Here is a 24,481-nt window from a genome sequence, read left to right as displayed (position 1 = left end):
ATCGACGCGACCTATCACGGCTGCGCTACCCGATCCTTGGCGCGCGCGCACGACGGGCACCCCGGATCGGCTGGCAGCGCCAGCGTCCGGAAGCGTAGCGACAGCAGGTCGAGCAACAACACCCTCCCGGCGCTGTCGTCGCCGAACGGGGCGATCTGCCGGATCGCCTCCAGCGCCGCGATGCTCCCGACGATCCCGGTGACCGGACCCAGCACGCCCTCCTCGGCGCATGTCATCGCATCGCGGGCGGGCGCGTCGCCGACGAAACAGCGGTAGCAGGGCTTGCCCGGCTCCCATCCACGATACACCCCGACCTGACCCTCGAACCGCCCGACCGCGGCGGAGACGAGCGGGATGCGCCGCGCCAGCGCCGCATCGGCAACCAGCAGGCGCGTATCGAAATTGTCGCATCCGTCGATAACCACCGACGGCGAATCGCTTAGCAGCGCGTCGACATTCTCCACTCCGATGCGCGCGACATGCGCGATCGTGGTGACATGCGGGTTCAACCGCGTCACCGCCGCCGCTGCCGACTCCGCCTTCGGTCGTCCTATTTCGCCCGTCGCGAACAGCGTCTGGCGTTGCAGGTTGCTCAGGTCGACGTGATCGTCGTCGATGATCGTCAGCCAACCGACTCCCGCAGCGGCAAGGTACTGGATCACCGGTGATCCGATCCCACCCGCACCGATCACCACCACGTGCGCGCGCGCCAATCGTTGCTGCCCGCTGCCGCCGATCTCCGGCAACACGATATGCCGGGCGTACCGCGCGAGTTCGTCGGCGCCCAGCGTCACGGCTGCGTCAACGGCACGCTGGTACGATACCAGGTATCGACCGACGGTGGCCTGATCGTGTCGCGCGCCGCCCGCAACACGATGCCGGCCGCGAATTGTTCGACGCCGGCGCAACCGATCGCGCGTGGCACGATCCGCCGCACGCGGCCGTTCGTGGCGACGAGCACGGCCATGTCGAGCGTGGTTCGATCCGCGCCGAGCACGCAACGGGCAGCCTGCACCTCGTTCCGCACGAATTGCTCGAATTGTGGCGTCGGCGCCCCGGAGGAGGGAAGCGGCAGCGTCGGTAAGGTCTCCCAGTCGGCTGGTGGGGCCAACGACAGGGCTTGCCCGAACAGCAGCAGCACAGCGAGCATCATTGCCCCGTCGATCCGAAGCCACCTTCGCCACGGTCGGTCGTGTCCAGCACGTCGACCTCGACGATCCGCGCCCGCAAGACCGGCGCAGGCACCAGTTGCGCGATCCGGTCGCCGCGGCGCACGTCGAAAGGCTCGCTACCAAGATTGGCGAGGATCACTTTGATTTCGCCACGGTAATCCTCATCGATCGTGCCGGGCGTGTTGAGGCAGGTCACGCCGAATTTCAGCGCCAGCCCCGATCGCGGCCGCACCTGCACCTCATACCCTTCGGGAATGGCGATGGCGAACCCCGTGGCCACGGCATGCCGGGCGCCGGGGGCGAGCGTCACGTCCTCGGCCGCGACGACATCCATCCCCGCGGCCCCCGCCGTCGCATAGGTCGGGAGCGGCAAATCCCCGCCATGCGGCAAGCGGCGCAGAGCAATCTTGATGGGCTCAAATGGCATCGCAGATCCTGTCGGCAAGTCGTTGCGCCACCACGGTTTTTGGAAGCTGCTCCCAACTTTCCGCACCCGCGTTCGTCACAAGATGGACGGTGTTGGCATCGCCTCCCATGACGTCCCCGGAGACATCGTTGGCGACGATCCAGTCCGCCCCCTTGCGAACACGCTTTGCGGCGGCATGCTCCACGACCCGTTCCGTCTCGGCCGCGAACCCGATCAGCAATCGCGGTCGCCGCGGATCGTTCGCCAGCGCGGCGAGGATATCGACGTTTCGCGAAAGCTGGAGCGGCGGCGGGTCGCCATCACCCTTCTTCAATTTCTGGTCGGCAACGTGCGCGACTCGCCAATCGGCTACAGCCGCCACCATGACCGCGACGTCGGCGGGGAGGGCTGCACCGACCGCTTCATGCATCTGGGCAGCCGTCTCGACGTCGATCCGGGTAACGTTGGCAGGTGTCGGCAGATCGACCGGTCCCGTGATCAGCGAGACCGTTGCACCGCGCTGGGCCAGGGCTGCTGCAATCGCGAACCCCTGCTTTCCTGACGAGCGATTGGCGATGTAGCGCACGGGGTCGATCGGCTCGCGCGTCGGGCCGGCGGTGACGACGATATGCCGTCCGTTCAGTCTTTTATCCACGGTATCTCGCAGACATTCCGTGATGCGCGCGAGGATTGCGACAGGCTCCGGCAGCCGTCCCGGCCCGAACTCGCCGCAGGCCATGGCGCCGTCGTCGGGTTCCATGACGAGCAGTCCGTCCTCCCGCAGCCGGGCGACGTTGCGCCGCGTCGCCGCATGCTGCCACATCCGCACGTTCATCGCCGGGGCGACCAGCACCGGCTTGTCCGTCGCCAGCAGCAATGTCGTGGCAAGATCGTTGGCGAGGCCGTTCGCCATGCGCGCGATCAGATCCGCCGTCGCCGGGGCGACCACCACCAGATCCGCCTCGCGACTGAGGCGAATATGACCCATTTCCGCCTCGTCCTTCAGGTCCCACAACGTTGTGTGGACCTTGTTCTCGCTCAGCGCTGCAAGGGTCATCGCGGTGACGAAATGCGCGCCGCCGTCGGTGAGGACGCAGCGTACCTCGTGCCCCGCCGCGCGCAATCCGCGGATGAGTTCGCACGATTTGTAGGCGGCGATCCCACCGCCCACGATCAGCAGAATCCGGCTCATCGCACGACCCTTGTCACGGTAATCCGTCGTCTGTCGAGTGCGATACGCAGTGCATCGCCGATCCCGCCCGGCGCCAGCGCCACGCCCGGTGCGGCCAGCGCGGCCATGAGCGTCGCGGATCGTAAGCCCATCACGCCATCGAGCGCGACGCCGGCCACCATGATCGCCACGACGCGGAGTCCGATCACATCGCTCACGGTGGCCCATCCGATCGCCGACACGATCAGCAATGCGGCCGCCAAGCCGCCGGGCAGCCCCGGAAAAGCCGCGCCGACCAGCCTCGCCAGGGCGCCCTCGGCAGGATCGACGTGCTGACGAGGCAGGGCGACTCCGGCCAGCGCATGAAGATGCAAGGCGAACACCGCCGCTGCCGCGACGAACGCGACGATCCAGCCGGCGATTTCACGCCGCGAACCATCGAGCAGCGCGAGCATTCCCATCGCCGCGATCGTGATCAGCGCAGCCGGATCGATCAGCGCAGCGGCGCAGGCCGTCGCGATCGACGCCACATGCAGATCGCGCCGCCGCGCGACGATCGCGATCGCCGACAGGATCGCGGCCGCACCGGCATGTGGCGCAACGAGCCACAGGGCGGCGACCGCCACAGCGCCCCCCGCGAGCAAGCTCACGATCATCACCGCGCCCGGCGTCCGCGCGAACAATGCTCCCAAGCGCAACCCGCCAGCCCATAACAGCGTCGTCAATGCGGTCGCGACCAGCGCCGTCATCGCCCAGCGCGGCACCGCCGCCTCGACGACCGCCAGCGGCGAGGGCAGGGCCATCGCCGCGCGCGCGTCGGGTTCGGTGCGCAGCAGGTCGCGGGCCGTATCGTAGAAGTCGCCGCCGTGGCGGATCGTCGCCACGATCGCGTCGTGCAGGAACTCGGGCATCGTCGGAGCCGACGGCGCAGTTAGTGCCGCGGCGACCAGCATTACCAGCCATACCGCGAGCACGAGCCGCGCCGTCCGCCGGCCAAGCGTGGCAACGCGGCTCGGCGTCGCCAGCCATCGTCCGACCACGCCGTGCACCGCGCGCGCAGCTACCATCCGTTGGCCAGCATCATGCCCGCGATCCCGGCAAGCACCCCGATTGCGCCGGCCACCGCGTAGCGCCAGCCTCCGCCCACCCGTACCCGCTCGATCTCGCGCAGCGGCGGACGCGGCGGCGCGCCGCCGGGCGCAGGAAAGCGCGCCTCGATCCGCCGCACCAGTTCAGGCAGCCGCGCCAGCGTCCTGACGTCGGCGACCAGCCGGTCTGCGATCGCCGCCTCGGGCCCCAGCTCGGTGCGGATCCAGTCCTCGACCAGTGGCGCGGCGGTGACCCACAGGTTGATGTCGGGATCGAGCCCGGTCGCCACCCCCTCGACCATCACCATCGTCTTCTGGAGCAACAGGAGATGCGGCTGCGTCACCATGTCGAAGTCGCGCGTGATGCCGAACAGTCCGTCGAGCATCATCCCGATCGACATGTCCTTCACCGGCAGGCCGCGCATCGGCTCGCCGACCGCGCGCAGGGCGGTCGCGAATTCCTCGACGCTATGATGCGCGGGGACATATTGCGCCTCGAAGTGGATCTCCGCGACCCGACGGTAATTGCCGGTGATCAGGCCATACAGGATTTCCGCGAGCCAGGCGCGCGCGCGCCGGTCGATCCGCCCCATGATCCCGAAGTCGATCGCGGCCACGCGGTTGCCGGGAAGGGCGAACAGATTGCCTTGGTGCAGGTCGGCATGGAAAAAACCGTCGGCGATCGCCTGGCGCAGGAAGGCATGGACCAGCACCCGCGCCAGTTCCGGCAGGTCATAGCCCGCGGCGCGCAACGCGGTACGATCGCTCAGCTTGATCCCGTCGATCCATTCGATCGTCAGCACCTTGCCGGTGGTGCGCGCCCAATCGACCGCGGGCACGAAGAAGTCGGGCTCCGAGGTCATCGTCTCGGCAAGTTCCGACGCCGACGCCGCCTCGCGCGTGAAGTTCAGCTCCCGCGCTGTCCAGCGCTTGAACGTCTCGATCACCAGGCGGGGTTGCAGGCGCGCGATCTCGCCGCCCATCGGCTCGATCTGTGCCGCAGCCCATTCATAGGTCTCGATCGCGCGTGCGAAATCGTCCTCCACGCCGGGGCGGAGCACCTTCACCGCCACGCGCCGTCCGTCGATCGTCGTCGCGCGATGCACCTGCGCGATGGAGGCGGCGCCGACCGGTACGGGATCGATCTCGGTGAACAACGTATCGAGCGGCCGCCCGAAGCTGGCGCGCATCGTTCGTTCGATCGTCTCGAACGGCACCGGTGGCACCGCATCCTGCAGCCGCAGCAGATCGGTCGCGGCCGCATCGCCCACCAGGTCGGGACGCGTTGCCAGCGTCTGTCCGAATTTGATCGCAGCCGGCCCCAACGCCTCAAATGCGTCCGCATAACGCGGAACTTGCGGCACCCGCGCGCCGAAACGTGCGACCCGCAGCAACCGGCGCAGCCGCGGCGGCGTGTTGAGGTCGCGTTCCAGCCCGCTCAGCGCGCCGTGGCGCGCCAGCGTCCGGCCCCACTTCAGGAGCCGCCAGGTATGGACGAGCGGAGAGGTCAAATCTTCCAGCCGCTGTGGATCGCAACCAGCCCGCCCATGATCGGCTCGACCTTGGTCTGCACGAACCCGGCGTCGCCGATCATCCGCTCGAACGCAGGCATGTCCGGGAAGCGGCGGATCGACTCGATCAGATAGCGATAGCTGTCGGCGTCGTTGGCGAGCAACTGACCCAGCTTCGGGACCATATGGTGCGAATAGGCGTCATAAACTTCTGCAAAGCCCGGCCAGACGTTCGTGGAGAACTCGAGGCAGAAGAACCGCCCGCCGCGCCGCAGCACGCGATGCGCCTCGCGCAATGCCTTCGGTATGTCGGTCACGTTCCTGATTCCGAACGCGATCGTGTAGGCATCGAAGAAGCGGTCGGGGAAGGTCAGCGTCTCGGCATTGGCCTCCGTCCAGACCAGTCCGTCGATCCCGCGCTGCTGCGCGCGACCGATGCCGACCTCCAGCATCTCCGGGTTGATGTCCGCGACGGTGATCGATGCGCCGCTTTCGGCAAGGCGGAAGGCGATGTCGCCGGTGCCACCCGCCATGTCGAGGATCTGCTCGCCGGCGCGTGGCTTCACGCGGCGCACGAAGCGGTCCTTCCAGAGCCGGTGCATGCCTCCGGACATGGCGTCGTTCATCAGGTCGTAGCGGCTGGCGACGTTCGAGAAGACGCTGCGTACGCGCGCGGTCTTTTCGGTCGGGCTGACATCTTCGTAGCCGAAGGAGACGGTTTCGCTCATGCGCGCCGCTCTAGCCGCACCGTCGGCGAGCGGCTAGGGGGCGCGGATGCCGGAATTGCCAGAGGTCGAAACCACCGTGCGCGGTTTGCGGCCCGTGCTCGAGGGACAGGTGCTGACACGGGTCGAGACACGGCGCGACGATCTGCGCCGCGCGTTTCCCCCTGACCTGCGGCAGCGGCTGACGGGCGCGCGTGCAACGTCGCTCGGCCGGCGTGCGAAATACGGGCTGATCGAAACCGATCGCGGCGACTCGTTGATCTTCCATCTCGGCATGTCGGGGCGATGGCGTGTCGATCCCGCGGAGCTGCTGCCGCACGACCACCTGATCATCGAGACCGGCGAGGGACGACGGCTGGCGCTCAACGATCCGCGTCGTTTCGGGTCGGTGGACCTGGTCCCGACGACCACGGTCGCGGACTTCGCCGCCTTCCGAATGCTCGGCCCCGAGCCGCTCGGGCCCGACTTCACCCCCGATCGTCTCCGGCGCGTGCTGGCGGGGCGGCGCTTTTCGATCAAGCTGGCGCTGCTCGATCAGCGGATCGTCGCGGGGCTGGGCAACATCTATGTCTGCGAGGCGCTCTACGACGCACGGATCGACCCGCACACGCCCGCGGGCGCCCTCAAAGCGGCAGCGCTCGAGCGACTTGTCCCGGCGGTGCAGCTGGTGCTCGATGCCGCGATCGAGGCCGGAGGGTCGTCGTTGCGCGATTATGCGCGCCCCGATGGCGAGCTCGGCTATTTCTCCAAGCAATTCGCAGTCTACGGCCGCGCTGGCGAGCCCTGCGCGTGCGGTAGCATGGTGGAGCGTTATGCCGAAGGCGGGCGCTCGACCTTCTGGTGCCCGCGCTGCCAGCGGAGTTGACGCTGCTATCCCTACGGGGTATGGGCCGCGCCTTACGAAGAAGCAGGGTCTTCCCCGCTCCTTCTTCCATCGATTCGAAACTTATCAGAGGACGTTCATGGCGAACACGCCGCAAGCCAAGAAGCGCATCCGCCGCAACCAGCGCCGGGCCGAAATCAACGGTGCCCGCATCGGCCGCATCCGTACCTTCGTGAAGAAGGTCGAGGCCGCGCTCGCAGCGGGTGACAAGTCGGCGGCGACCACCGCGCTGGCGGCAGCGCAGCCAGAAATGGCGCGCGGCGTTGCCAAGGGTGTGATCCACCGCAACACGGCTTCGCGCAAGTTCTCGCGTCTGACCAAGCGGGTTGCCTCGCTGGCGTGATCGGCTGAATTCGCGTTGCGAGTTTGACGCCCGTCGGGACCATCCCGGCGGGCGTTTTTGCGTCTGGAACGGGCGTGAAGGAACAAAGGAGCACCCGTTCGAAAGCCGTGCTTTCCCCGCGATTCGCGAATGGCGTTGATCTGGAGCCTTCAATATTTCCCAGTAATAACAAGGGCATATGCGAAATATGACGCATTTGTGCCGCTGGTGGCGAGTCAATCCGCTTTATTTCGGAATCGTACCCGTTCGCGGGCTTGATCGACTCACGCCGCTGTTCCTAATCCTCTCGAACCGCGCCGCCGTTCGTGCTGCGCGGGACAAGGACAATGTTCGGGTGCCAACGCGCTAGAGGCCGCGGGCAGGGGAATGTTCGACTTTTCGATTGAAGGGCCGGCGAACGATGATGTTCGCGGCAACGGGAGACTTGTGCGTGACGAAGGCAGGTGGACAGGACGACGGGATGAGCGATGTGGCACGGGCATGGACCCGGGTCCGCGCCAACCTGCGCCGGTCGGCCGGCGCGCGTGTCTTCGACCAGTGGCTGGCACCGATCGCGCTGGCGGCCGGCGATGACGCCGTCGATGTTCGTCTGACCTTGCCATCCGCCTTCATGACCAACTGGGTGAAAAGCCATTACGCCGAGCGGCTGGTGCACGAGTTCCGCGCCGTGCTGCCGGAGGTGCGCAGCGTCGTGATCGACACCGCCCTGCGGGCCGCCATGCCGGAAGTGCTGAGCGCTGCGCTGCCGGTCGCGGAAGCTCCGGTAGCGGCAGTCGAGCCTCGTCCCGGACAGCCCTTACCGGTGGCCGCGGAGCGGCCGTCTCTGGATCCGCGGCTGACCTTCGATCGCTTCGTCATCGACCCGTCGAACATGGTGGCGGTGAACGCTGCGCGCGCGCTGGCCGAGCCGGGCGCGGTGCGGTTCAGCCCGCTGTTCCTCCACGGGAGCACCGGGCAGGGCAAGACCCATCTGATCAACGCGATCGCGCATCATTTCCTTGCGGCGCATCCTGGCGCGCGCGTGATGCTGTTGTCGGCCGAGCGCTTCATGTTCGAGTTCGTGGCGGCGATGCGGGCGCGGGACACGTTCGCGTTCAAGGCGAAGCTGCGCGGGTGCGACCTGCTGCTGATCGACGATCTGCAGTTCATCGCCGGCAAGGACGTGACGCAGGACGAATTCTTCCATACGATCAACGAGATCATCACTGCGGGCAAACGGCTGGTGATCGCCGCCGACCGGGCGCCGCAGGCGCTCGAGGGGATCGAGGCGCGCATTCTGGGGCGGCTCGGGTCCGGGTTGGTAGCGGATATTCGTCCTTCTTCGCCGGAATTGCGCCATGCGGTGCTCGCGCGTCGCGTCGGGGACATGCCCGAGGTAAAAATTCCCGCCGATGTGCTCGATCTGCTCGCCACGCGCATCACCGGCAGCATCCGCGAACTGGAGGGGGCGCTGACCCGCGTCACCGCCTATGCGATGCTGACCGGCGCGACGATCGACCTCGCCTTTGCGATGCAGACGCTTGGCGACATGCTGCGCGGCCACCAGCGTCGCGTGACGATCGACCAGATCCAGAAGCTGGTATGCGAGCATTTCGAGCTCAAGCCGCTCGATCTCGTTTCGGCGCGGCGCGCGCGTGCGGTGGCCCGCCCGCGGCAGATAGCCATGTATCTCTCGAAGCGGCTCACCACGCGCTCGTTGCCCGAGATCGGCCGGAAGTTCGGTGGGCGCGACCATTCCACCGTCATCCACGCCGTGCGTCGTATCGAGGCGTTGCGCGACACCGATCGCGACGTGGACGGCGCCGTGCGCGTGCTGCTGGCCCAGCTTGAGAGCTGAGCCAGCGACGGCGGATCAAGCCGCCTCGCGATAATCGACCCGTTCCGCTTCACAGGCTGCGGGAGCGGCCAGGTCGGCGGAAGCGGCAGGCTTGCGGTTCGGAAAGAGCAGCCGGCTGACCAGCACGATCACGCCGAGCGCGGCATAGGTCATCAGGACCTTTTCCAGATCGAACAGCAGCGCCACCGCAAAGGCGAGCCGCAGCCACATCGGGTTGAAGCCGAGATCCTCGCCGAGCGCGGCGCAGATACCGAAAAGGTTGTCGCGGGCATGGGCGGCGGGGGCGGTCTGATCGGTCATGGTGTGCTCCGTTGGTTACGGAGCACAGAGCAAGAGCGATGCCAGAACGAGAAAAGCGCGGATTGCCGCGGCTTCGGCTCGCACCGCGCCAGAATGCGCGGCGTAGTGCACCGAATGTTGGCGCGTGAACTGGTGTCACGCGCCAATCGGATCAGATCATCAAGCCCATGGCTTCCTGCGCACGGAGCAATGTGGGGGCGGCCAGCGCCGCGGCCCGCTCCGCGCCGTCGCGCAGGATGGCGTCGATCGCACTACGATCGTTGAGCAGGCGCACCATCTCATCACGGATCGGCGCCAGCGTGGCCACCGCGAGATCGGCGAGATCGGGCTTGAACTGCCCGAAACCCTTACCGGCATAGTCGCCCAGCACCGCCTCCGGCGTTCGATCGGCAAGCGCAGCGAAGATCGTGAGCAGGTTGCGCGCCTCCGGACGTCCTTCCAACTCGTCGAGCGTCGCGGGCAACAGGTCGGGGTCGGTCTTGGCCTTGCGAAACTTGTCGGCGATCGTCTCGTCGCTGTCGACCAGCTTGACCAGCGACTGCTCGGACGGGTTCGACTTCGACATCTTCGCACTCGCATCGCGCAGCGACATGATCCGCGGTGCGGCCTTGCTGACCAGCGGCTCGGGCAGGGTGAACAGCTCGACGCCGAAGTCGGTGTTGAATTTGGTCGCGATGTCGCGGGTCAGCTCCAGATGCTGCTTCTGGTCCTCGCCGACGGGCACATGCGTGGCGTTGTAGAGCAGCACGTCCGCGGCCATCAGCACAGGATAGTCGTAGAGCCCGACCGATGCGCCCTCGCGGTTCTTGCCCGCCTTGTCCTTGAACTGCGTCATGCGGTTCAGCCAGCCGACCCGCGCGACATTGTTGAGCAGCCACGCCAGCTCGGCGTGCGCGGCGACGCGCGCCTGGTTGAACACGATCGAACGCGCCGGATCGATGCCGGCGGCGATCAGCGTCGCGGTCATCTCGATCGTGTTGGCGGTCATCTCGGCAGGAGCGATGAATTCGGTCAGGCCGTGCAGGTCGGCGATGAAATAAATCGTTTCGCCACCGGATGCCTGGATTTCATCCTGCATCGCCACCCATTGCTTCACCGCGCCCAGGTAGTTGCCGAGGTGAAGGTTGCCGGTCGGCTTGATGCCGGACAGGACGCGCATGTTGGTCATCGGGTGGTGGCTCTGCGACGAAGGAGGGAACGGAGATCGTCAAGGCGATAGGCGCCGGTGACGAAGCAGGCGACGGCGTAGATGGCGACACCCGCCCCGACCAGCACCGCCAGCGCCGCGCCGCGGACCGGCAACGCTCCGGTCAGAAACGGTTCGACGAACGGGGCAACCAGCAGCAGCGCCGCGCCCATCAGCAGCGCGGACAGCGCGAGCCGCGGCAGCTTGCGCTTGACCTGTGGATCGAGCGCGAAATGGCCGCGACGCGCCAGCACGACGTAGAGCGAGGCGACGTTCACCGAGGATGCGAGCGCAGTGGCGAGGGGAGGGCCGATGTGCCCGACGTCCCAATGCGCGAGCGTCGGGATCAGGATGAGGTTACCGATGAGGTTGATCGCGACCGAATAGAGCGCGAGCCGTACCGGCGTCCGGGTATCCGCACGCGCGTAGAAGCCGGGTGTCAGCACCTTGACCAGCACGTAGCTCGGCAGTCCCAGCGAGAACGCCGCCAGCGCCTGCGCCGAGCGGATCGTATCGCCGGCGTCGAACACGCCATGCTGGAACAGCCCGCGCACGATGGGCTCGGCCGCGAAGACGAAGGCGGCAGTAGCGGGCAAGGTCAGGAACAGCGCAAGCTCGAGTCCGCGGTTCTGCGTCTCCATCGCCTCCGCGTCGCGTCCTTCGGACAGCAGGCGCGAGACGACCGGGAGCAGGATCGTGCCGAGGCCGATGCCGATCAGCCCAAGCGGCAATTGGTTGAGCCGGTCGGCGTAATAAATCGCCGAGATCGACCCTGCGGACAGCAGTCCGCCGGCCAGCGCGGTGGAGATCGCCAGGTTGATCTGCGCTGCGCCCGCCCCGGTCGCAGCGGGGACGATCAATTTCAGCATCTGCTTCACGTCATCGTCGATGCGCGGGCGGCGCAGCGCCAGTCGCACGCCGGCGCGGCGACATGCCCACCATAGCCACGCCAGTTGCAGCGCCCCGCCGACCGTCACGGAGATAGCCTGCGCGCGGGCGGTTTCGTACGGATCGTCGCCGTGGAAGAAGATCAGCGCGCCGACCATCGCGATGTTCAGCAGGATCGGCGCAGCGGCATTGACCCAGAATCGATGGAGCGAATTGAGGATGCCGCCCAGCAACGAGACCAGCGAGATCAGCAGCAGATAGGGGATCGTGAAGCGTGACAGCGTCACCGCGAAGGCGAACTGCTCCGCACTGGGGTGCTGATGCCGGAAACCGAGCGACAAGCCCCACGTCAACGGCCACGCCGCCACAAGCATCAGCGCGGTGACGACCACCAGCACCGGGAAAAGCAACGCCAGCGCGCGTTCGGCGAAATCGACGCCCGCCGCGGTTCCGCCGCCTTCCGCCACCTTGCGGTTGAACAGCGGGATGAAGGCGGCAGAGAAGGCGCCTTCCGCGAACAGTGCGCGGAACATGTTCGGCAGGCGGAAGGCAACGAAGAAGGCATCGGACGCGAAGCTGGCGCCGACGTAGCTGGCCTGCAACGTGTCGCGCACCAACGCCAGCACGCGGCTGACCAAGGTCAGCCCGCCGATCGACCCAAGCGCACGGGCGAGGTTCATCCGTCGATCCTCGCCCGCGTCGGGATCTTAGGCCTGACCTTCGGCGCCGAACTGCACGCCTTGTGCCTGTGCCTGCTGGAGGAACAGCGCGTTGAAATCGATCGGCTCCAGCAGCAGCGGCGGGAAGCCACCGTCGCGGATCGCATCGGCGACGACGCGGCGCGCGAACGGGAACAGCAGGCGCGGCCCTTCGCCGAGCAGGAACGGCTGGACATGCTCCGCCGGCACGTGGCGCAAGCCGAACAGCCCGGCATAGGACAATTCGGCGATGAACGCGGTCTTGCCGCCGGTGGTGGCGCGCACCTCGATCTTCAGCGTCACTTCATGCACTTCGTCGGCCACCTGTGCGGCGCCGATATCGAACTGCACGTTGATCTCGGGCGGCTGCGCCTCTTGATAAACGGCCGGCGCGTTCGGATTCTCGAACGACAGGTCTTTGACATATTGCGAGATCAGGCCAGCCGCCGGCAGCGTGTCGGCGCCGTTCGCCAGCGGTTCACCGCCGGCATTGTCCAGTTCGTCCATGGTCATCCCCTCTGTCAGGCAGCGGGCGCCCGCACGCGCCACGCGAAGTGTGGCGCGGTTAGCAGCGCCCCGCGCCGGACACAATGCGCGACATGGATGCGGCCCGAGAGGAAGGATCGCGGCAGGCAAGGATACAATGGACCGGTCGGGAGATTTGATGTTCGGTGCCCGCGCGCCTATGTACGCATACCAGACTACTGGAGTTGCCGTGTTCTACGTTGTCCTGCTTGCCATGGTCGCCGGCTTTTTGGCCCTGCGGCTCTACTCGGTTCTGGGCAAACGCTCCGGCCACGAACAGCCGTTGCCCAAGCCTGCGGAGGAGCGCGTCGGTGTCGTGGCAGTGCCGCGCACGATCGAGACGACGACGGAGGCGCGCGAAACTGGCGCGAAGCCGTTTGACAGCGCGAGCGAGCCGGGCCTGCGCGCGATCGTCGCCGCCGAACCGCAGTTCGACGTGGCTCGCTTCCTCGACGGCGCCAAGTCGGCGTACCGCATGATTCTGGAGGCGTATTGGCGCGGCGACGAAAGCGCATTGCGCGATCTGGTGAGCGATGACGTCCATGCCGCGTTCGTCGAGGCGATCGAGGCGCGGCGCGGGCAGGGGCAGGTCCTCGACAATCGCCTGATCGCGATCGAGCATGCCACGATCGTCTCGGCCAGCATCGCCGGAGGCGAGGCGCGCGTCGCCGTGCGCTTCGATGCCGACATCGCAGCTGTGACCCGCGACGCAGACGGCAACGTGATCGGTGGCTCGACGAGCGATGCGGTACAAACGCACGACGTATGGACGTTCGTCCGCACCGTGCGCGCTTCCGATCCGAACTGGATCCTCGCCGACACCGACGAAGCCTGATCGTCGACGATATAAACGGGGGCGGGATGCGAACGAAAGCGACGCTCGCGCTGGCGGGCGCCCTCATGATGGCCGGATGCGTTGGGCCGGGTGGCCGTTCGATGCCGCCGGGTCCTACCGGTCGGCCCTTTTCCGCGGTGCCTGGTCCAGCCACGACAGCGGATCGTCCACGTCCGGCCCGGCAGCCGGTGGCATCCGTTCCGCTGTCGGCGCTGCCTGCGGTCGTAGCGCCCGGTGCCGCGAACGCGGCGTTGGCCGGATTGCTGCCGGCGAACGACCTGTCGACGGTTCCGCTCGACGCGGCGCAGGCTGGGGCCGCACTCGACGCGTTCCGCATTTCCTGCCCGAGCCTTGTGCGTCGTATCGACACTTCCGGTCTTACGCTCGGCAGCGACTGGCAGCCCGCATGCGCCGAGGCGGCACGTACCGATGCGCGCGATGCCGTGTCGTTCTTCCGCCGCTGGTTCGAAGCGGTGCAGGTCGCCGACGGCCGGGCGTTCGCCACCGGCTATTATATCCCGGAGATCGCCGGATCGCGCCAGCCGCGATCGGGCTACGTTCCGATCTACGGCCGCCCCACCGACCTGATCGAAGTCGACCTCGGTGCCTTTTCCCCGACGTGGACCGGCAAGAAAGTTCGCGGACGCGTGCAGGGGCAGGCGCTGGTGCCCTATCACGATCGGACCGCGATCGAGGAGGGGGCGCTGAACGGGCGGGCGCCGATCCTTGGCTATGCCGCCGATCCCGTCGAGCTCTTCTTCCTGCAGGTGCAGGGTTCGGGCTTCATTCGTCTCGACGAGGGCGGGGTGCTGCGGATCGGTTATGACACGCAGAATGGCCGCGATTATACCGGCATCGGTGCGCTGATGAAGAGCCGCGGGCTGCTCGGCCCCGGCCAGTCGTCGATGCAGGGGATCGTCGCCTGGTTGCACGCGCATCCCGAAGAAGGCCGCGCGATCATGCGCGAGAACAAGAGCTACGTCTTCTTCCGTGAACTGAACGGGGCCCCGCAAGGAGCGCTCGGCCTGCCGGTCAGCGGTGGCGCGACCGTTGCGGCCGATCCGAAGTTCGTGCCGCTCGGCGCGCCGGTGTTCCTGTCGATGGATCGCACCGACGCCAACGGCATCTGGATCGCGCAGGACACCGGCGGCGCGATCAAGGGCAGCAACCGCTTCGACACTTTTTGGGGTGCGGGCGAGGAAGCGCGTGCGATCGCGGGCGGAATGAGCGCGCGGGGGACTGCGTTCCTGTTGTTGCCGCGTGGTAGTTACGAGCGTTGGCGCGCGCTGCGCGGGATGGGGCAGGCGAGTGTCGGGTCGACGCCTCGGCCCTGACGAGGAAGCGCTGTGGGCGCGCGTGCGCGCAACCGTGCGCGCGATGCCGGGCCGCAAGCTGGCGGCTCCGGTTGCCGATCGTGTGTCTTTGGCTCCTTCGACGAATGGTCCGGTGCTGAAGCTGACGACGGCGCCCGCGCCCACGATGACGCGGCGCGAGCCCGGTCATACGCTCGATGGCGGTTGGGATCGGCGCCTGGCAGCGGGCGTGGTTGCGCCGGATCGTACCATCGACTTGCATGGCCACACATTGGCTAGCGCGCACGCGGCGCTGGAGCTGGGGTTGGCGCAAGCGATCATGCGCGGTGATCGCGTGATCCTGCTGGTCACCGGCAAGCCGCCGCGCCCGGAAAGCCAGCGCCCACACGCACGCGGCGCGATCCGCGCGGCGATCCCCGACTGGCTGCGGCTCTCCGGCTATTCCGGTGCGATCGCCGCCGTCCGCAATGCGCACCCGCGGCATGGCGGCGCGGGCGCGCTCTACGTGGTGTTACGCCGTCGGCGCTGAGCAGGCGCGCTGGATGATGCGCGTGTAGATGTCCGCGAGTTGCTCGAGATCGGCGATCGCGACCGCTTCATCTGCCTTATGCATCGTCGCATTGAGCAGCCCGAACTCGACTACCGGACAAAGTGCGCGAAGGAAGCGCGCGTCGGACGTTCCGCCGGTCGTCGACAATTCGGGTGTGCGGCCGGTCACCTCCAGCACCGCGGCCGACACCAACGACGACAGCGCGCCCGGTTCGGTCAGGAACGCCTCGCCCGAGATCCGCGGCGTGACGATCGCATCGGGTGCGTGGCGGTGGACGATCGCCGCGACGCGCGCCGCGAGATCGGCGCCGCGGTGCAGATCGTTGAAGCGGATGCTGATCCGCGCGCTCGCGCGAGCGGGGATGACGTTGGCTGCAGGGTTGCCGACGGTGATGTCGGTGATCTCGAGGTTGGAAGGCTGGAACCAGTCGCTCCCCGAGTCGAGGACGAGCGCTTCCAGCTCGGCGAGCATCGCGACGAGGCGCGGGATCGGGTTGTCGGCCAGATGCGGGTAGGCGACATGGCCCTGGCGGCCGGGGACCTCGATCCAGATGTTGACCGAGCCGCGTCGCCCGATCTTCACCATATCGCCAAGCGCCGCGACCGAGGTCGGCTCGCCGACGAGGCACAGGTCCGGTATCAGTCCGCGCTCGCGCATGCGCTCGATCAGCGACACGGTGCCGAAGGTCGCCGGACCTTCTTCGTCGCCGGTGATGATCAGCGTCAGTCGGCCTGCGTCGGCGGGAACGCGGCCCGCGGCGGCGACGAAGGCGGCAATCGCGCCCTTCATGTCCACCGCGCCGCGCCCGACCAGCAGACCGTCGCGGCGTTGCGGCGCAAACGGATCGTCGCGCCAGCCGCCCCCCGGAGGCACCACATCGACATGGCCGGCGAAGGCAAGATGCGGACCGTCCGCTCCGCGCGTGGCCAGCAGGTTCTCGACCGGGCCGTCGGGTGCCTCGCCGCTGATGCGCCGTTCGACCGCGAAGCCGAGCGGGATCAGCGCCGCTTCCAGCACCTCGAAAACACGCCCGCGCGCCGGCGTGACGCTTTCGGCAGCGATCAGTGCGCTGGCGAGTTGAACAACGTCGGTCATGAAAGGAGCATCCGATGCCGAAACTTACGATCGAGCCTATTTCCGCGTCGCGGGGCAGCGACTATCCGCCGCCGTTCGCCGACGCCGTGTCCGGCCGGCTGGTACGCAGGCTGTCCGCCGCGGCCGGTTTGGAAGACTTCGTCGCGACGCATGTCGTGGTGCCGCCGGGTGGCTGGTCGTCGCAGCGCCATTGGCACGAAGGCGAGGACGAGATCGTCGTGCTGTTGTCGGGCACAGCGACGCTCGTCGACGATGCCGGCGAACATGCGATGTCGGCAGGCGAGGTCGCCGTGTTCCGCAAGGGCGATGCCAATGCGCACCATATCCGCAACACCGGTGACACGCCCTGCGTGCTGTTCGCGGTCAGCCTGCCCGAACGATCTACGGTCCATTACCCCGACATCGCGATGCGCTGGTCGCCCGATGACGGTTACACGCAAGCCTGACATCAGATTACCGGTTGTTCGAACTTCTCGATCACCCAATCCTCTTCCTGCGCCGCGGCAATCCAGTCCTGCATGAACGGATGGCTCAGCACGGCCATGACGTATGCGGCGGCGAAGCGTGGGGTGGGTAGCGAGTAGGTGGCGATCCGCGTGCAGACCGGCGCGAACATGATGTCGGCGGCACCGAACGCACCGAACAGGAAGTCGCCGCCATCGGGTCCGCTGACGCCACCGAATCGCGCGCGCGCCTGCGCCCACAACTCGAAGATTCGCGTCAGTTCGACCTGCACGTCCTCGTCGGGGGCGACCGGCGCGTAGATCTGCCGGATGTTCATCGTGTGTTTCCGGCGCAGCGCGGCGAAGCTGGAGTGCATCTCCGCCGCCATCGATCGCGCCATCGCACGCGCCGCATCGTCGAGGGGCCAGAAGCGTTCGCGCCCGACCTTGTCGGCGAGATATTCGACGATCGCCAGACTGTCCCAGACGACGGCGTCGCCATCCCACAGGATCGGCACCTTGCCCGAGGACGGTGCGAACTCGTCGCCCTCGCGGCGACGATCCCATTCCTGGTCATAAAGCGGGACGACGACTTCCTCGAAGGGCAGCCCCGATTGCCGGCAGGCGAGCCAGCCGCGCAGCGACCAGGAGGAATAGGCCTTGTTACCGATGATGAGCTTCATGCCACCGGGTTAAGCGGCAATGCGGCGCGGGGCAACGTCGCTCGCGATAAAGACGACCGCCGCATTAACCGCCGGCGTACATCGGATCGCAGGCATCCACGGCTAGGCCGTATGAAGACAGGTTTCCCCAAGGAGCATTTTCGATGGCCCAGCTTCTCTCCCACGATGCGGCCTTGTCGGCGATGACTCCCGCATTCGTTCAGGCCCCGACCTTCGTCTTCATGCCCAGCACACCGTCGCCGAGCCGGTCCGAGGTGTTGCGCCAGCAGATCGCCGCCGCCCTTGCGGCGCGCCCGTCATCCGCCTGCCACGCCGCCGTCAGCCGATCGCCTCGATAACCGCCGCGCGGAGTTCGGGAATACCCATTCCACCTTCGCTGGAAGTGACGATGATGTCGGGGTGCGCGGCGGGGCGCTTGCGCGCCTCCGCCTCGGTCGCGGCGACGATGGCGGCAAGGTCGGTCGCCTTCACCTTGTCGGCCTTGGTCATGACCATACGATAGCTGACCGCGGCGCGATCGAGCATCTCCAGGATCTCGCGATCGACTTCCTTGATGCCGTGGCGGCTGTCGATCAGCACCAGCGCGCGCTTCAGCACCTGCCGCCCGCGCAGATAATCGTTCACCAGGAAGCGCCACTTCTTGACGATATCCTTGGGTGCCTTGGCGAAGCCGTAGCCTGGCATGTCGACCAGACGGAAGGCGAGCGGCTCGCCGACATCGAAGAAGTTGAGCTCCTGCGTCCGTCCCGGCGTAACTGAGGTACGCGCCAGCGCCTTGCGGCCGACCAGCGCGTTCAGTAGCGACGACTTGCCGACGTTCGACCGCCCGGCGAACGCCACTTCCGGCACCTCGTCGGACGGCAGGAAGTTGAGCGCCGGAGCGGACTTCAGGAACTCGACCCGACCGGCGAAGCGCTTGCGCGCCACCTCAAGCGTTTCCTCGTCGAACAGGGGTTGTACGTCGCTCACTTCGCGGGTGCGTTCTTCAGTTGCGGATGGCGGCTGTAAAGCCACTTCTGCTGGATGATCGAGATGCAATTGGTGGTAATCCAGTAGATTTGCAGCCCGACCGCGAACGGTGCCATCACGAACATCAGCACCCACGGCAGGATCGCGAACACCTGCTGCTGCGCCGGATCCATCTGCGTCGGGTTCAGGCGGAACTGGAAGAACATCGAGATCCCGAGCAGCACCGGCACGACGCCGATCGCGAGGAAGTGCGGCAGCGTGATCGGGATATAGCCGAACAGGTTCAGGATCGTCGCCGGATCGGGTGCGGACAGATCCTTGATCCAGAGGATGAACGGCTGGTGCCGCATCTCGATGGTCAGCATCAGCGCCTTGTACAGCGCGTAGAAGATCGGAATCTGGATAAGCGTGGGTATGCAACCGGCGAGCGGATTGACCTTCTCCGCCTTGTAGAGCGCCATGACTTCCTGCTGCTGGCGCTGCTTGTCATCCTTGTAGCGCTCCTGAAGCGCCTTCATCTTCGGCTGCAGCGCACGCATCGCCGCCATGCTGGCGAACTGGCGCTGCGCGACCGGGAAGACGAGCGCGCGGATCGTGAGCGTCAGGATGATGATCGCAACGCCGAAGTTTCCGATCAGACGGAACAGCCAGTCGAGATAATAGAAGATCGGCTTCTCGACGAGGCGGAACCAGCCCCAGTCGATCGCATAGTCGAGCTTCACGACCTGGCCGCTGTCGGTGTAGCGGTCGAGCAGCTTCACTTCCTTGGCGCCCGCGAACAGCTTGGCGGTCTGAGTCAGCTGACGACCCGGCGGCAGCATTTGCCCGGCAGTGGTGAAGTCGGCTTGATAGGCGCTGTTGGCGCCGGCACGGAACTGGCCGTCGAAGGCACGAGACTGATCCGGTACCAGCGCGGCCAGCCAATATTTGTCGGTGAAGCCCAACCATCCGCCGGTGGTGGTGAACTTGGTCGGTGCCTTGTCCACGTCCTTGAAGTTCGGATTGTAGTGCGCGGCGTCGTTGCTGACCGACATCGGGCCGGTGTGGATCGTCCAGCTGTCCGGGTCCTTCGACACGCCGACACGGTTGACCAGGCCATAGGCTGCGACCGGCACGGCCGCTGCGCCGCCGTTTGCGACCGTCTGCTTGACGGTGAAGAGGTAATCGTTGTCGACCGCGATCTCGATCGCGAAGCGCTGACCCTGCGCGTTGGCGGCGGTCAGCGTCACCGGCTTGCCCGGCGACAGCACCGGGGCGGACGCGGTCCAGACGGAATCCGCCGGGGGCGGGGCGAGCCCTTCGTTTCGCCAGCCGAAGCCCGCGAAATAGGCGTCCTGCGTCCCGGCGGGCGAGAACAGGCGGATCGGCGGCGCGTTCTTCGCCACCGTCTCGTTATAGCGCGTCAGGACGAGGTCATCGATCCGCGCACCCTTCAGGTTGATCGAGCCTTTCAATGCCGGCGTATCGATGCGAACGCGCGGGCTTTCGGCCAGCACGATCTTACGGTCGCGCAGTGCGGCAGGCGAATCGGCGGTCGGGTCCGCAGCCGGGTTGGGCAGCGGCTTGTTCTTTCCATCGACCATCCTGGTCGCGGGCGGGTTCGCGGTGGGAAAAAAGCGGCTCTGGACCAGCGGCCATCCGAACAGGATCAGCGCCGCGATCACCGCGAACAGCACGAAGTTCTTGCTCTCGTCCTTCACCAGCGTCCCACGCTTTCCTTATGGCACCGGATCATGACCGTGCCCGCCCCAGGGGTGGCAGCGCGCGATCCGGCGCACCGCCAGCCAACTGCCCTTGCTCGCGCCATAGCGGCGAAGGGCCTCGATTGCATAGGCGGAACATGACGGCTGGAACCGGCACGATGGCGGCAGCAGCAACGATGGGCCGAGCTGCCAGCAGCGTGCCAGCAGGATCAGCCCGCGCGCAATCATCGTTTCGCCCTGAACGGGGTCGACGCGCCGCTACGCGCCTTTGCCAATGCCTTGGCCAGATCGGTGCGCAACGTCGCCCAATCGCGCTCCAGCGCCGCGCCACGCCCGATCAGGACATGGTCCGCCCCGGAAAGGCCGTGCTCCGGCAGCATTTCGCGTGCCAGCGCCCGAAAGCGCCGCTTGATGCGATTGCGGACCACCGCATTGCCGACCTTCTTCGTGACGGTGATCCCGATGCGCATCGCGGCGTCGCCGTCGTCGCGCGGGTTCACCAGAAGCACGAAGCCGGGCATCGGAGCCCGACGCCCGGCATTTGCGGCCAGATAATCCGGCCGCCTGGTCATGCGCCCGACCGCGACGCGAGTCGCGGGCGAGCAGGTATCCGTCGTGATTACGCCGACAGCTTCTTGCGGCCGCGTGCGCGACGCGCCCGGATCACCGCCCGGCCGCCGACCGTGGCCATCCGCGCGCGGAAGCCGTGACGGCGGGCGCGCACCAGATTGCTCGGCTGAAAGGTCCGCTTCATCGTTCATGTCCCGAAATCGAATGTCGAAAGGCCGCCCAAGCGGACGGCCCGAAAGAAGAACGCCGTTAGGGGAGGGCCGCGGCGAAGTCAACGCAGGGCAGCACGATCGCGTGCGCGTCGCCGCAAGGCGCTGCGGCGGCGCATGGCGAGATCGACGATACCGCCGGCGCGCGGCCAGCGCCGCTTGGCCCGAGCGAACCAGCCGCGTGCACGCGCCGAGTTGCGGAGGATCAGCACCAGCCCCGCCGCCATCGGGAATATCCCGCCCGGGCCGGGCAGCGGCGCGATGATCGCGGCGACCAGCAGCAGGACGCCGCCCAGCGCGAGCTGTCCATATCGCCTGGCGGGATGCCGGTGCCTCATATGGGTCATGTGGCGGCGGTGTGTTGCAGTTGCAAGTCACTGCGGACCATTCCCCGGCACGGCAAAGGCGCTATGAGCATGGCGGGCGCTGGGGGGAACATGGTCGCGATCGTATCGACGGTAGCCTATCTGGGGCTGGAGGCGCGTAGCGTCGAGGTACAGGTGCAGTTGATTGCCGGGTTGCCGGCCTTCAACGTCGTCGGGCTGGCCGACAAGGCGGTGGGCGAAAGCCGCGAACGCGTGCGTGGCGCCATCGCCGGAATGGGATTGTCACTGCCTCCCAAGCGGATCGCGGTGAACCTGTCGCCGGCGGACCTGCCCAAGGAAGGCTCGCATTTCGACCTGCCGATCGCGCTGGGATTGTTGGCGGCGATGGGAGTGGTCGATGCCGAGGCGCTGGCGGATTATGTCGTGGTCGGCGAACTCGGGCTCGACGGGCGGCTGGCACCGTCGCCGGGGGTATTGCTCGCCGCGCTGCACGCCGCCGAGACCGGGCGGGGGCTGATCTGCCCGGCCGCACAAGGATCGGAAGCGGCGTGGAGCGGTGGCATCGAGGTGCTTGCCGCGCCCGATCTGCTCGGATTGCTCAACCATCTCAAGGGGCATGGCCTGCTTGCCGCGCCGCGGCCGGGCGAGGTGGTCTCGGCGCGCGCCGGCCCCAACTTGCGGCAGGTGAAGGGGCAGGAAGTGGCGAAGCGCGCGTTGGAGATCGCCGCCGCGGGTGCGCACAACCTGTTGTTCGTCGGTCCCCCGGGGGCGGGCAAGTCGTTGATGGCGGCGTGCCTGCCGGGAATACTGCCGCCGCTCGATCCTGCCGAGGCGCTGGAGGTGTCGATGGTGCAGTCGGTGGCCGGCACGTTGGCCGGCGGCACGCTGACGCGCGATCGTCCGTTCCGCAGCCCGCATCATTCGGCCAGCATGGCGGCGCTGACCGGCGGGGGGCTGAAGGTGAAGCCGGGCGAGGTCAGCCTCGCGCATCACGGCGTACTGTTCCTCGACGAGTTGCCCGAGTTCCAGCGCGCCGTGCTCGATTCGCTACGTCAGCCGTTGGAAAGTGGTACGGTGAGCGTCGCGCGTGCGAATGCGCACGTGACCTATCCGGCGCGCGTCCAGCTGATCGCGGCGATGAACCCGTGTCGCTGCGGGCATCTGGCCGACGCGAGCCTCGCGTGCGCGCGTGCGCCGAAATGCGCGGCGGATTACCAGGCCAAGGTCTCGGGCCCGCTGCTCGACCGCATCGATCTGCATATCGAGGTTGCGGCGGTCAGCGCGGTCGATCTGGCGCTGCCGCCACCTGCCGAGGGCTCGGTCGAGGTGGCCGCGCGCGTCGCGGCAGCGCGAGCGGTGCAGACGGCGCGGCTGGCGCACAGCGGCGCGCGGACGAACGCCGAGCTGGATGGCGAGCTGCTCGATCGCTTCGCTACGCCCGACGAAGCCGGTCGCGCGCTGCTCGCGCAGGCCGCGGTGGCGATGAAGCTTTCGGCGCGCGGCTACACCCGCATCCTGCGCGTGGCGCGCACCATCGCCGACCTCGCAGGGGTGGACACGATCGGCCGCATCCATATCGCCGAGGCGCTGAGTTACCGCCGGCAGCCGCCGCGAAACTGAGGTCAGCCGGAAGCGCAGAAAGAGCGCGTCTTCGCGGGCAAACCTCAGACGTCGCGAAAGCTTTCAACGCCGCGCACCGGGCCGTCCCCCGACGGCGCCGGGCCCGCTGCGATCACCGGGGACTCGCGCGGGTCCAGCCCGCCCTCCCATTTCGCGATCACAGCGCTGGCCACGGCGTTTCCGATCACGTTGGTCGCGGTGCGGCCCATGTCGAGGAAGTGATCGATGGCCAGGATCAGCAGCAACCCCGACTCCGGAAGGTTGAACATCGGAAGCGTCGCGGCGATCACCACCAGGCTGGCGCGCGGGACGCCGGCGATGCCTTTGCTGGTCACCATCAGCACGAGCAGCATCGTGATCATCTGCCCGACGGACATGTCGATGCCGTAAGCCTGCGCGATGAAGATCGACGCGAAGGTCATATAGATCATCGAGCCGTCGAGATTGAACGAGTAGCCGAGCGGCAGCACGAAGCTGGCGATCCGCGGCGGCACGCCGAAGCGATCGAGCGCTTCCAGCATCCGCGGATAGGCCGCCTCGGACGAGGCGGTCGAGAAGGCGACCAGCAACGGTTCCCGGACGTAACGGATCAGTTCGCGGATCCGCGATCCGATGAAGAGGAAGCCGATGCCGAGCAGAACCGCCCATAGCACCAGCAGCGTAAGGTAGAAGCTGCCCATGAAATAGGCGAGCTGCCCGATCACCGACGGTCCCCGCTCGGTTAGCGTGCCCGCGACTGCGGCGAACACCGCGATCGGCGCGACGCGCATCACGTAGTCGGTGACCTGCAACATGACGTGCACCAGCGCGTCAATCGCCTTGACCAGCGGCGCGGCCTTCTCGCCCACGGCGGTGATCGCGACGCCGACGAAGACCGACATCACGACGATCTGCAGGATTTCGTTCTTCGCCATGGCATCGACCATCGAGGCCGGCACGATGTGCGTGAAGAAGTCCTTGAGGTTGAAGGCTGCCGTTTCCAGCCCGCTGGACTGGCTGGCGGCGGGCAACGTGAGCCCGATGCCGACACCGGGCTGAAGCACGTTGACCATCAACAGCCCGAGGCTGAGCGACAGCAGGCTGGCCGAAATGAACCACGCCAGGCTGCGCGCGCCGATCCGCCCGAGCGCCGCGGTGTCGCCCATCTGCGCGATGCCCGACACCAGCGTCGCGAACACCAACGGCGCGATGATCATCTTGATCAGGCGCAGGAAGATCGAGGTGAGAATCGAGAAATAGCCGGCGATCTCGGTCAGGCGCGCCTGCGCCGCCGGGGAACCATCGTCGAGCCAGCCGTTCAGCACCAGCCCGACGACCAGCCCGAGGACCAGCCCGGCAAGAATGTAGAAGGTCAGCCGCTTGGCCATTCGTTGCTCCCGTTCGTGGACGCTAGGAAGGGGATTGCGGCCGCGGGGTCAAGCGCCGTATCGCT

Annotated in this window: 28 protein-coding genes; 8 read left to right on the top strand and 20 right to left on the bottom strand. The window is 67.2% G+C overall.

The annotated features are described in order from the left end of the window. Positions 1-14: 14 nt before the first annotated feature. From SPHPHY_RS0109890 to SPHPHY_RS0109860, 7 genes are read right to left on the bottom strand one after another with little or no spacing between them, the layout of a single operon-like run. Positions 15-794 carry a HesA/MoeB/ThiF family protein gene (locus SPHPHY_RS0109890; protein WP_022686522.1) on the bottom strand — a complete coding sequence of 260 codons (780 nt, stop codon included), beginning with the start codon at positions 792-794 and terminating at the stop codon, positions 15-17. Then, a complete protein-coding gene (locus tag SPHPHY_RS0109885) occupies positions 791-1,153 on the bottom strand; it encodes a hypothetical protein (protein WP_022686521.1) in 363 nt (120 codons plus the stop codon). The genes SPHPHY_RS0109890 and SPHPHY_RS0109885 overlap by 4 nt, the downstream gene beginning before the upstream one ends. Beyond that, positions 1,150-1,599, bottom strand: a complete 450-nt coding sequence (gene dut, locus SPHPHY_RS0109880) for a dUTP diphosphatase (protein WP_022686520.1) — start codon at positions 1,597-1,599, stop codon at positions 1,150-1,152. The genes SPHPHY_RS0109885 and dut overlap by 4 nt, the downstream gene beginning before the upstream one ends. Continuing rightward, the gene (gene coaBC / locus SPHPHY_RS0109875) at positions 1,589-2,770 is read right to left on the bottom strand and encodes a bifunctional phosphopantothenoylcysteine decarboxylase/phosphopantothenate--cysteine ligase CoaBC (protein WP_022686519.1); all 1,182 of its coding nucleotides are present in this window, start codon (positions 2,768-2,770) and stop codon (positions 1,589-1,591) included. The genes dut and coaBC overlap by 11 nt, the downstream gene beginning before the upstream one ends. Beyond that, positions 2,767-3,816, bottom strand: coding sequence for a hypothetical protein (locus SPHPHY_RS0109870; RefSeq protein WP_022686518.1), 1,050 nt, complete (start codon positions 3,814-3,816; stop codon positions 2,767-2,769). Before SPHPHY_RS0109870 ends, coaBC begins: the two co-directional genes overlap by 4 nt. Beyond that, positions 3,810-5,348, bottom strand: a complete 1,539-nt coding sequence (gene ubiB / locus SPHPHY_RS0109865; RefSeq protein ID WP_022686517.1) for a 2-polyprenylphenol 6-hydroxylase — start codon at positions 5,346-5,348, stop codon at positions 3,810-3,812. Before ubiB ends, SPHPHY_RS0109870 begins: the two co-directional genes overlap by 7 nt. Then, entirely contained in the window at positions 5,345-6,076 is a 732-nt protein-coding gene (locus tag SPHPHY_RS0109860; RefSeq protein ID WP_022686516.1) for a class I SAM-dependent methyltransferase, read from the bottom strand. The genes ubiB and SPHPHY_RS0109860 overlap by 4 nt, the downstream gene beginning before the upstream one ends. 46 nt (positions 6,077-6,122) lie before the next feature. Here SPHPHY_RS0109860 and mutM point away from each other — a divergent pair, with 46 nt between their 5' ends. The 3 genes from mutM (at position 6,123) to dnaA (ending at position 9,136) form a co-directional block, all read left to right on the top strand. Continuing rightward, positions 6,123-6,938 carry a bifunctional DNA-formamidopyrimidine glycosylase/DNA-(apurinic or apyrimidinic site) lyase gene (mutM, locus tag SPHPHY_RS0109855; protein WP_022686515.1) on the top strand — a complete coding sequence of 272 codons (816 nt, stop codon included), beginning with the start codon at positions 6,123-6,125 and terminating at the stop codon, positions 6,936-6,938. A gap of 97 nt (positions 6,939-7,035) precedes the next feature. Beyond that, the gene (rpsT, locus tag SPHPHY_RS0109850) at positions 7,036-7,299 is read left to right on the top strand and encodes a 30S ribosomal protein S20 (RefSeq protein ID WP_022686514.1); all 264 of its coding nucleotides are present in this window, start codon (positions 7,036-7,038) and stop codon (positions 7,297-7,299) included. A 460-nt stretch (positions 7,300-7,759) separates the two neighbouring features. Then, positions 7,760-9,136, top strand: coding sequence for a chromosomal replication initiator protein DnaA (dnaA, locus tag SPHPHY_RS0109845; protein WP_043130955.1), 1,377 nt, complete (start codon positions 7,760-7,762; stop codon positions 9,134-9,136). Positions 9,137-9,151: 15 nt separating this feature from the next. Here the strand turns inward: dnaA and SPHPHY_RS0109840 are convergent, their stop codons facing one another. From SPHPHY_RS0109840 to secB, 4 genes are all read right to left on the bottom strand, one after another. After that, complete coding sequence (locus SPHPHY_RS0109840; RefSeq protein ID WP_022686512.1) at positions 9,152-9,436, bottom strand: PspC domain-containing protein; 285 nt, start codon at positions 9,434-9,436, stop codon at positions 9,152-9,154. A 151-nt stretch (positions 9,437-9,587) separates the two neighbouring features. Continuing rightward, positions 9,588-10,595, bottom strand: coding sequence for a tryptophan--tRNA ligase (gene trpS / locus SPHPHY_RS0109835; RefSeq protein ID WP_028056727.1), 1,008 nt, complete (start codon positions 10,593-10,595; stop codon positions 9,588-9,590). A 5-nt stretch (positions 10,596-10,600) separates the two neighbouring features. Beyond that, entirely contained in the window at positions 10,601-12,190 is a 1,590-nt protein-coding gene (gene murJ, locus SPHPHY_RS0109830; RefSeq protein ID WP_022686510.1) for a murein biosynthesis integral membrane protein MurJ, read from the bottom strand. 27 nt (positions 12,191-12,217) lie between these two features. Then, a complete protein-coding gene (secB, locus tag SPHPHY_RS0109825; protein WP_022686509.1) occupies positions 12,218-12,715 on the bottom strand; it encodes a protein-export chaperone SecB in 498 nt (165 codons plus the stop codon). 208 nt (positions 12,716-12,923) lie between these two features. On the opposite strand from secB, the gene SPHPHY_RS0109820 reads away from it, so the two are divergent. From SPHPHY_RS0109820 to SPHPHY_RS0109810, 3 genes are read left to right on the top strand one after another with little or no spacing between them, the layout of a single operon-like run. After that, positions 12,924-13,568: a Tim44/TimA family putative adaptor protein gene (locus SPHPHY_RS0109820; protein ID WP_022686508.1), complete on the top strand. Its 645-nt coding sequence runs from the start codon at positions 12,924-12,926 to the stop codon at positions 13,566-13,568. A 26-nt stretch (positions 13,569-13,594) separates the two neighbouring features. After that, a complete protein-coding gene (locus tag SPHPHY_RS19865) occupies positions 13,595-14,902 on the top strand; it encodes a murein transglycosylase A (RefSeq protein ID WP_022686507.1) in 1,308 nt (435 codons plus the stop codon). After that, the gene (locus SPHPHY_RS0109810; protein ID WP_028056724.1) at positions 14,877-15,410 is read left to right on the top strand and encodes a Smr/MutS family protein; all 534 of its coding nucleotides are present in this window, start codon (positions 14,877-14,879) and stop codon (positions 15,408-15,410) included. The genes SPHPHY_RS19865 and SPHPHY_RS0109810 overlap by 26 nt, the downstream gene beginning before the upstream one ends. Here SPHPHY_RS0109810 and dapE read toward each other — a convergent pair. Further along, complete coding sequence (gene dapE / locus SPHPHY_RS0109805) at positions 15,393-16,526, bottom strand: succinyl-diaminopimelate desuccinylase (RefSeq protein WP_022686506.1); 1,134 nt, start codon at positions 16,524-16,526, stop codon at positions 15,393-15,395. The two genes, SPHPHY_RS0109810 and dapE, sit on opposite strands and share 18 nt — an antisense overlap. 14 nt (positions 16,527-16,540) lie before the next feature. On the opposite strand from dapE, the gene SPHPHY_RS0109800 reads away from it, so the two are divergent. Further along, a complete protein-coding gene (locus tag SPHPHY_RS0109800; protein ID WP_022686505.1) occupies positions 16,541-16,972 on the top strand; it encodes a cupin domain-containing protein in 432 nt (143 codons plus the stop codon). A 2-nt stretch (positions 16,973-16,974) separates the two neighbouring features. Here the strand turns inward: SPHPHY_RS0109800 and SPHPHY_RS0109795 are convergent, their stop codons facing one another. The 7 genes from SPHPHY_RS0109795 to SPHPHY_RS0109765 all read right to left on the bottom strand — a co-directional run bounded on the left by SPHPHY_RS0109795 (position 16,975) and on the right by SPHPHY_RS0109765 (position 21,450). Next, positions 16,975-17,652, bottom strand: coding sequence for a glutathione S-transferase family protein (locus tag SPHPHY_RS0109795; protein ID WP_022686504.1), 678 nt, complete (start codon positions 17,650-17,652; stop codon positions 16,975-16,977). Positions 17,653-17,970: 318 nt separating this feature from the next. Continuing rightward, entirely contained in the window at positions 17,971-18,621 is a 651-nt protein-coding gene (yihA, locus tag SPHPHY_RS0109790; RefSeq protein WP_022686503.1) for a ribosome biogenesis GTP-binding protein YihA/YsxC, read from the bottom strand. Next, entirely contained in the window at positions 18,618-20,321 is a 1,704-nt protein-coding gene (gene yidC, locus SPHPHY_RS0109785; RefSeq protein ID WP_022686502.1) for a membrane protein insertase YidC, read from the bottom strand. The genes yihA and yidC overlap by 4 nt, the downstream gene beginning before the upstream one ends. A gap of 18 nt (positions 20,322-20,339) precedes the next feature. Beyond that, a complete protein-coding gene (yidD, locus tag SPHPHY_RS0109780) occupies positions 20,340-20,552 on the bottom strand; it encodes a membrane protein insertion efficiency factor YidD (protein ID WP_022686501.1) in 213 nt (70 codons plus the stop codon). After that, the gene (rnpA, locus tag SPHPHY_RS19860) at positions 20,549-20,896 is read right to left on the bottom strand and encodes a ribonuclease P protein component (protein ID WP_051148301.1); all 348 of its coding nucleotides are present in this window, start codon (positions 20,894-20,896) and stop codon (positions 20,549-20,551) included. The genes yidD and rnpA overlap by 4 nt, the downstream gene beginning before the upstream one ends. A gap of 47 nt (positions 20,897-20,943) precedes the next feature. After that, positions 20,944-21,078 (bottom strand): 50S ribosomal protein L34, encoded by a 135-nt coding sequence (rpmH, locus tag SPHPHY_RS0109770; RefSeq protein ID WP_028056723.1) that lies wholly within the window; start codon positions 21,076-21,078, stop codon positions 20,944-20,946. A gap of 87 nt (positions 21,079-21,165) precedes the next feature. Then, positions 21,166-21,450 carry a hypothetical protein gene (locus SPHPHY_RS0109765; RefSeq protein ID WP_231370396.1) on the bottom strand — a complete coding sequence of 95 codons (285 nt, stop codon included), beginning with the start codon at positions 21,448-21,450 and terminating at the stop codon, positions 21,166-21,168. Positions 21,451-21,540: 90 nt separating this feature from the next. Here SPHPHY_RS0109765 and SPHPHY_RS0109760 point away from each other — a divergent pair, with 90 nt between their 5' ends. After that, a complete protein-coding gene (locus SPHPHY_RS0109760; RefSeq protein WP_022686499.1) occupies positions 21,541-23,049 on the top strand; it encodes a YifB family Mg chelatase-like AAA ATPase in 1,509 nt (502 codons plus the stop codon). A 44-nt stretch (positions 23,050-23,093) separates the two neighbouring features. Here the strand turns inward: SPHPHY_RS0109760 and SPHPHY_RS0109755 are convergent, their stop codons facing one another. Beyond that, positions 23,094-24,416: a dicarboxylate/amino acid:cation symporter gene (locus tag SPHPHY_RS0109755; RefSeq protein WP_022686498.1), complete on the bottom strand. Its 1,323-nt coding sequence runs from the start codon at positions 24,414-24,416 to the stop codon at positions 23,094-23,096. Between the last annotated feature and the right edge of the window lie 65 nt (positions 24,417-24,481).

This window comes from Sphingomonas phyllosphaerae 5.2 (assembly GCF_000419605.1).
GTDB lineage: Bacteria > Pseudomonadota > Alphaproteobacteria > Sphingomonadales > Sphingomonadaceae > Sphingomonas > Sphingomonas phyllosphaerae_B.
Note: the sequence above shows the minus strand (reverse complement) of the source record. Positions and strands in the feature narration are given on the sequence as shown.

Coding starts and splice junctions, on each gene's coding strand:
- trpS (WP_028056727.1), bottom strand. CDS start 10,595: ATGCGCGTCCTGTCCGGCATCAAGCCGACCGGCAACCTTCACCTCGGC.
- rpsT (WP_022686514.1), top strand. CDS start 7,036: ATGGCGAACACGCCGCAAGCCAAGAAGCGCATCCGCCGCAACCAGCGC.
- rpmH (WP_028056723.1), bottom strand. CDS start 21,078: ATGAAGCGGACCTTTCAGCCGAGCAATCTGGTGCGCGCCCGCCGTCAC.
- dnaA (WP_043130955.1), top strand. CDS start 7,760: ATGAGCGATGTGGCACGGGCATGGACCCGGGTCCGCGCCAACCTGCGC.
- SPHPHY_RS0109885 (WP_022686521.1), bottom strand. CDS start 1,153: ATGATGCTCGCTGTGCTGCTGCTGTTCGGGCAAGCCCTGTCGTTGGCC.
- mutM (WP_022686515.1), top strand. CDS start 6,123: ATGCCGGAATTGCCAGAGGTCGAAACCACCGTGCGCGGTTTGCGGCCC.
- SPHPHY_RS0109800 (WP_022686505.1), top strand. CDS start 16,541: ATGCCGAAACTTACGATCGAGCCTATTTCCGCGTCGCGGGGCAGCGAC.
- yidD (WP_022686501.1), bottom strand. CDS start 20,552: ATGATTGCGCGCGGGCTGATCCTGCTGGCACGCTGCTGGCAGCTCGGC.
- dut (WP_022686520.1), bottom strand. CDS start 1,599: ATGCCATTTGAGCCCATCAAGATTGCTCTGCGCCGCTTGCCGCATGGC.
- SPHPHY_RS0109765 (WP_231370396.1), bottom strand. CDS start 21,450: ATGACCCATATGAGGCACCGGCATCCCGCCAGGCGATATGGACAGCTC.
- SPHPHY_RS0109840 (WP_022686512.1), bottom strand. CDS start 9,436: ATGACCGATCAGACCGCCCCCGCCGCCCATGCCCGCGACAACCTTTTC.
- SPHPHY_RS0109755 (WP_022686498.1), bottom strand. CDS start 24,416: ATGGCCAAGCGGCTGACCTTCTACATTCTTGCCGGGCTGGTCCTCGGG.
- SPHPHY_RS0109760 (WP_022686499.1), top strand. CDS start 21,541: ATGGTCGCGATCGTATCGACGGTAGCCTATCTGGGGCTGGAGGCGCGT.
- coaBC (WP_022686519.1), bottom strand. CDS start 2,770: ATGAGCCGGATTCTGCTGATCGTGGGCGGTGGGATCGCCGCCTACAAA.
- SPHPHY_RS19865 (WP_022686507.1), top strand. CDS start 13,595: ATGCGAACGAAAGCGACGCTCGCGCTGGCGGGCGCCCTCATGATGGCC.
- rnpA (WP_051148301.1), bottom strand. CDS start 20,896: ATGACCAGGCGGCCGGATTATCTGGCCGCAAATGCCGGGCGTCGGGCT.
- secB (WP_022686509.1), bottom strand. CDS start 12,715: ATGGACGAACTGGACAATGCCGGCGGTGAACCGCTGGCGAACGGCGCC.
- SPHPHY_RS0109870 (WP_022686518.1), bottom strand. CDS start 3,816: ATGGTAGCTGCGCGCGCGGTGCACGGCGTGGTCGGACGATGGCTGGCG.
- murJ (WP_022686510.1), bottom strand. CDS start 12,190: ATGAACCTCGCCCGTGCGCTTGGGTCGATCGGCGGGCTGACCTTGGTC.
- SPHPHY_RS0109795 (WP_022686504.1), bottom strand. CDS start 17,652: ATGAAGCTCATCATCGGTAACAAGGCCTATTCCTCCTGGTCGCTGCGC.
- dapE (WP_022686506.1), bottom strand. CDS start 16,526: ATGACCGACGTTGTTCAACTCGCCAGCGCACTGATCGCTGCCGAAAGC.
- SPHPHY_RS0109860 (WP_022686516.1), bottom strand. CDS start 6,076: ATGAGCGAAACCGTCTCCTTCGGCTACGAAGATGTCAGCCCGACCGAA.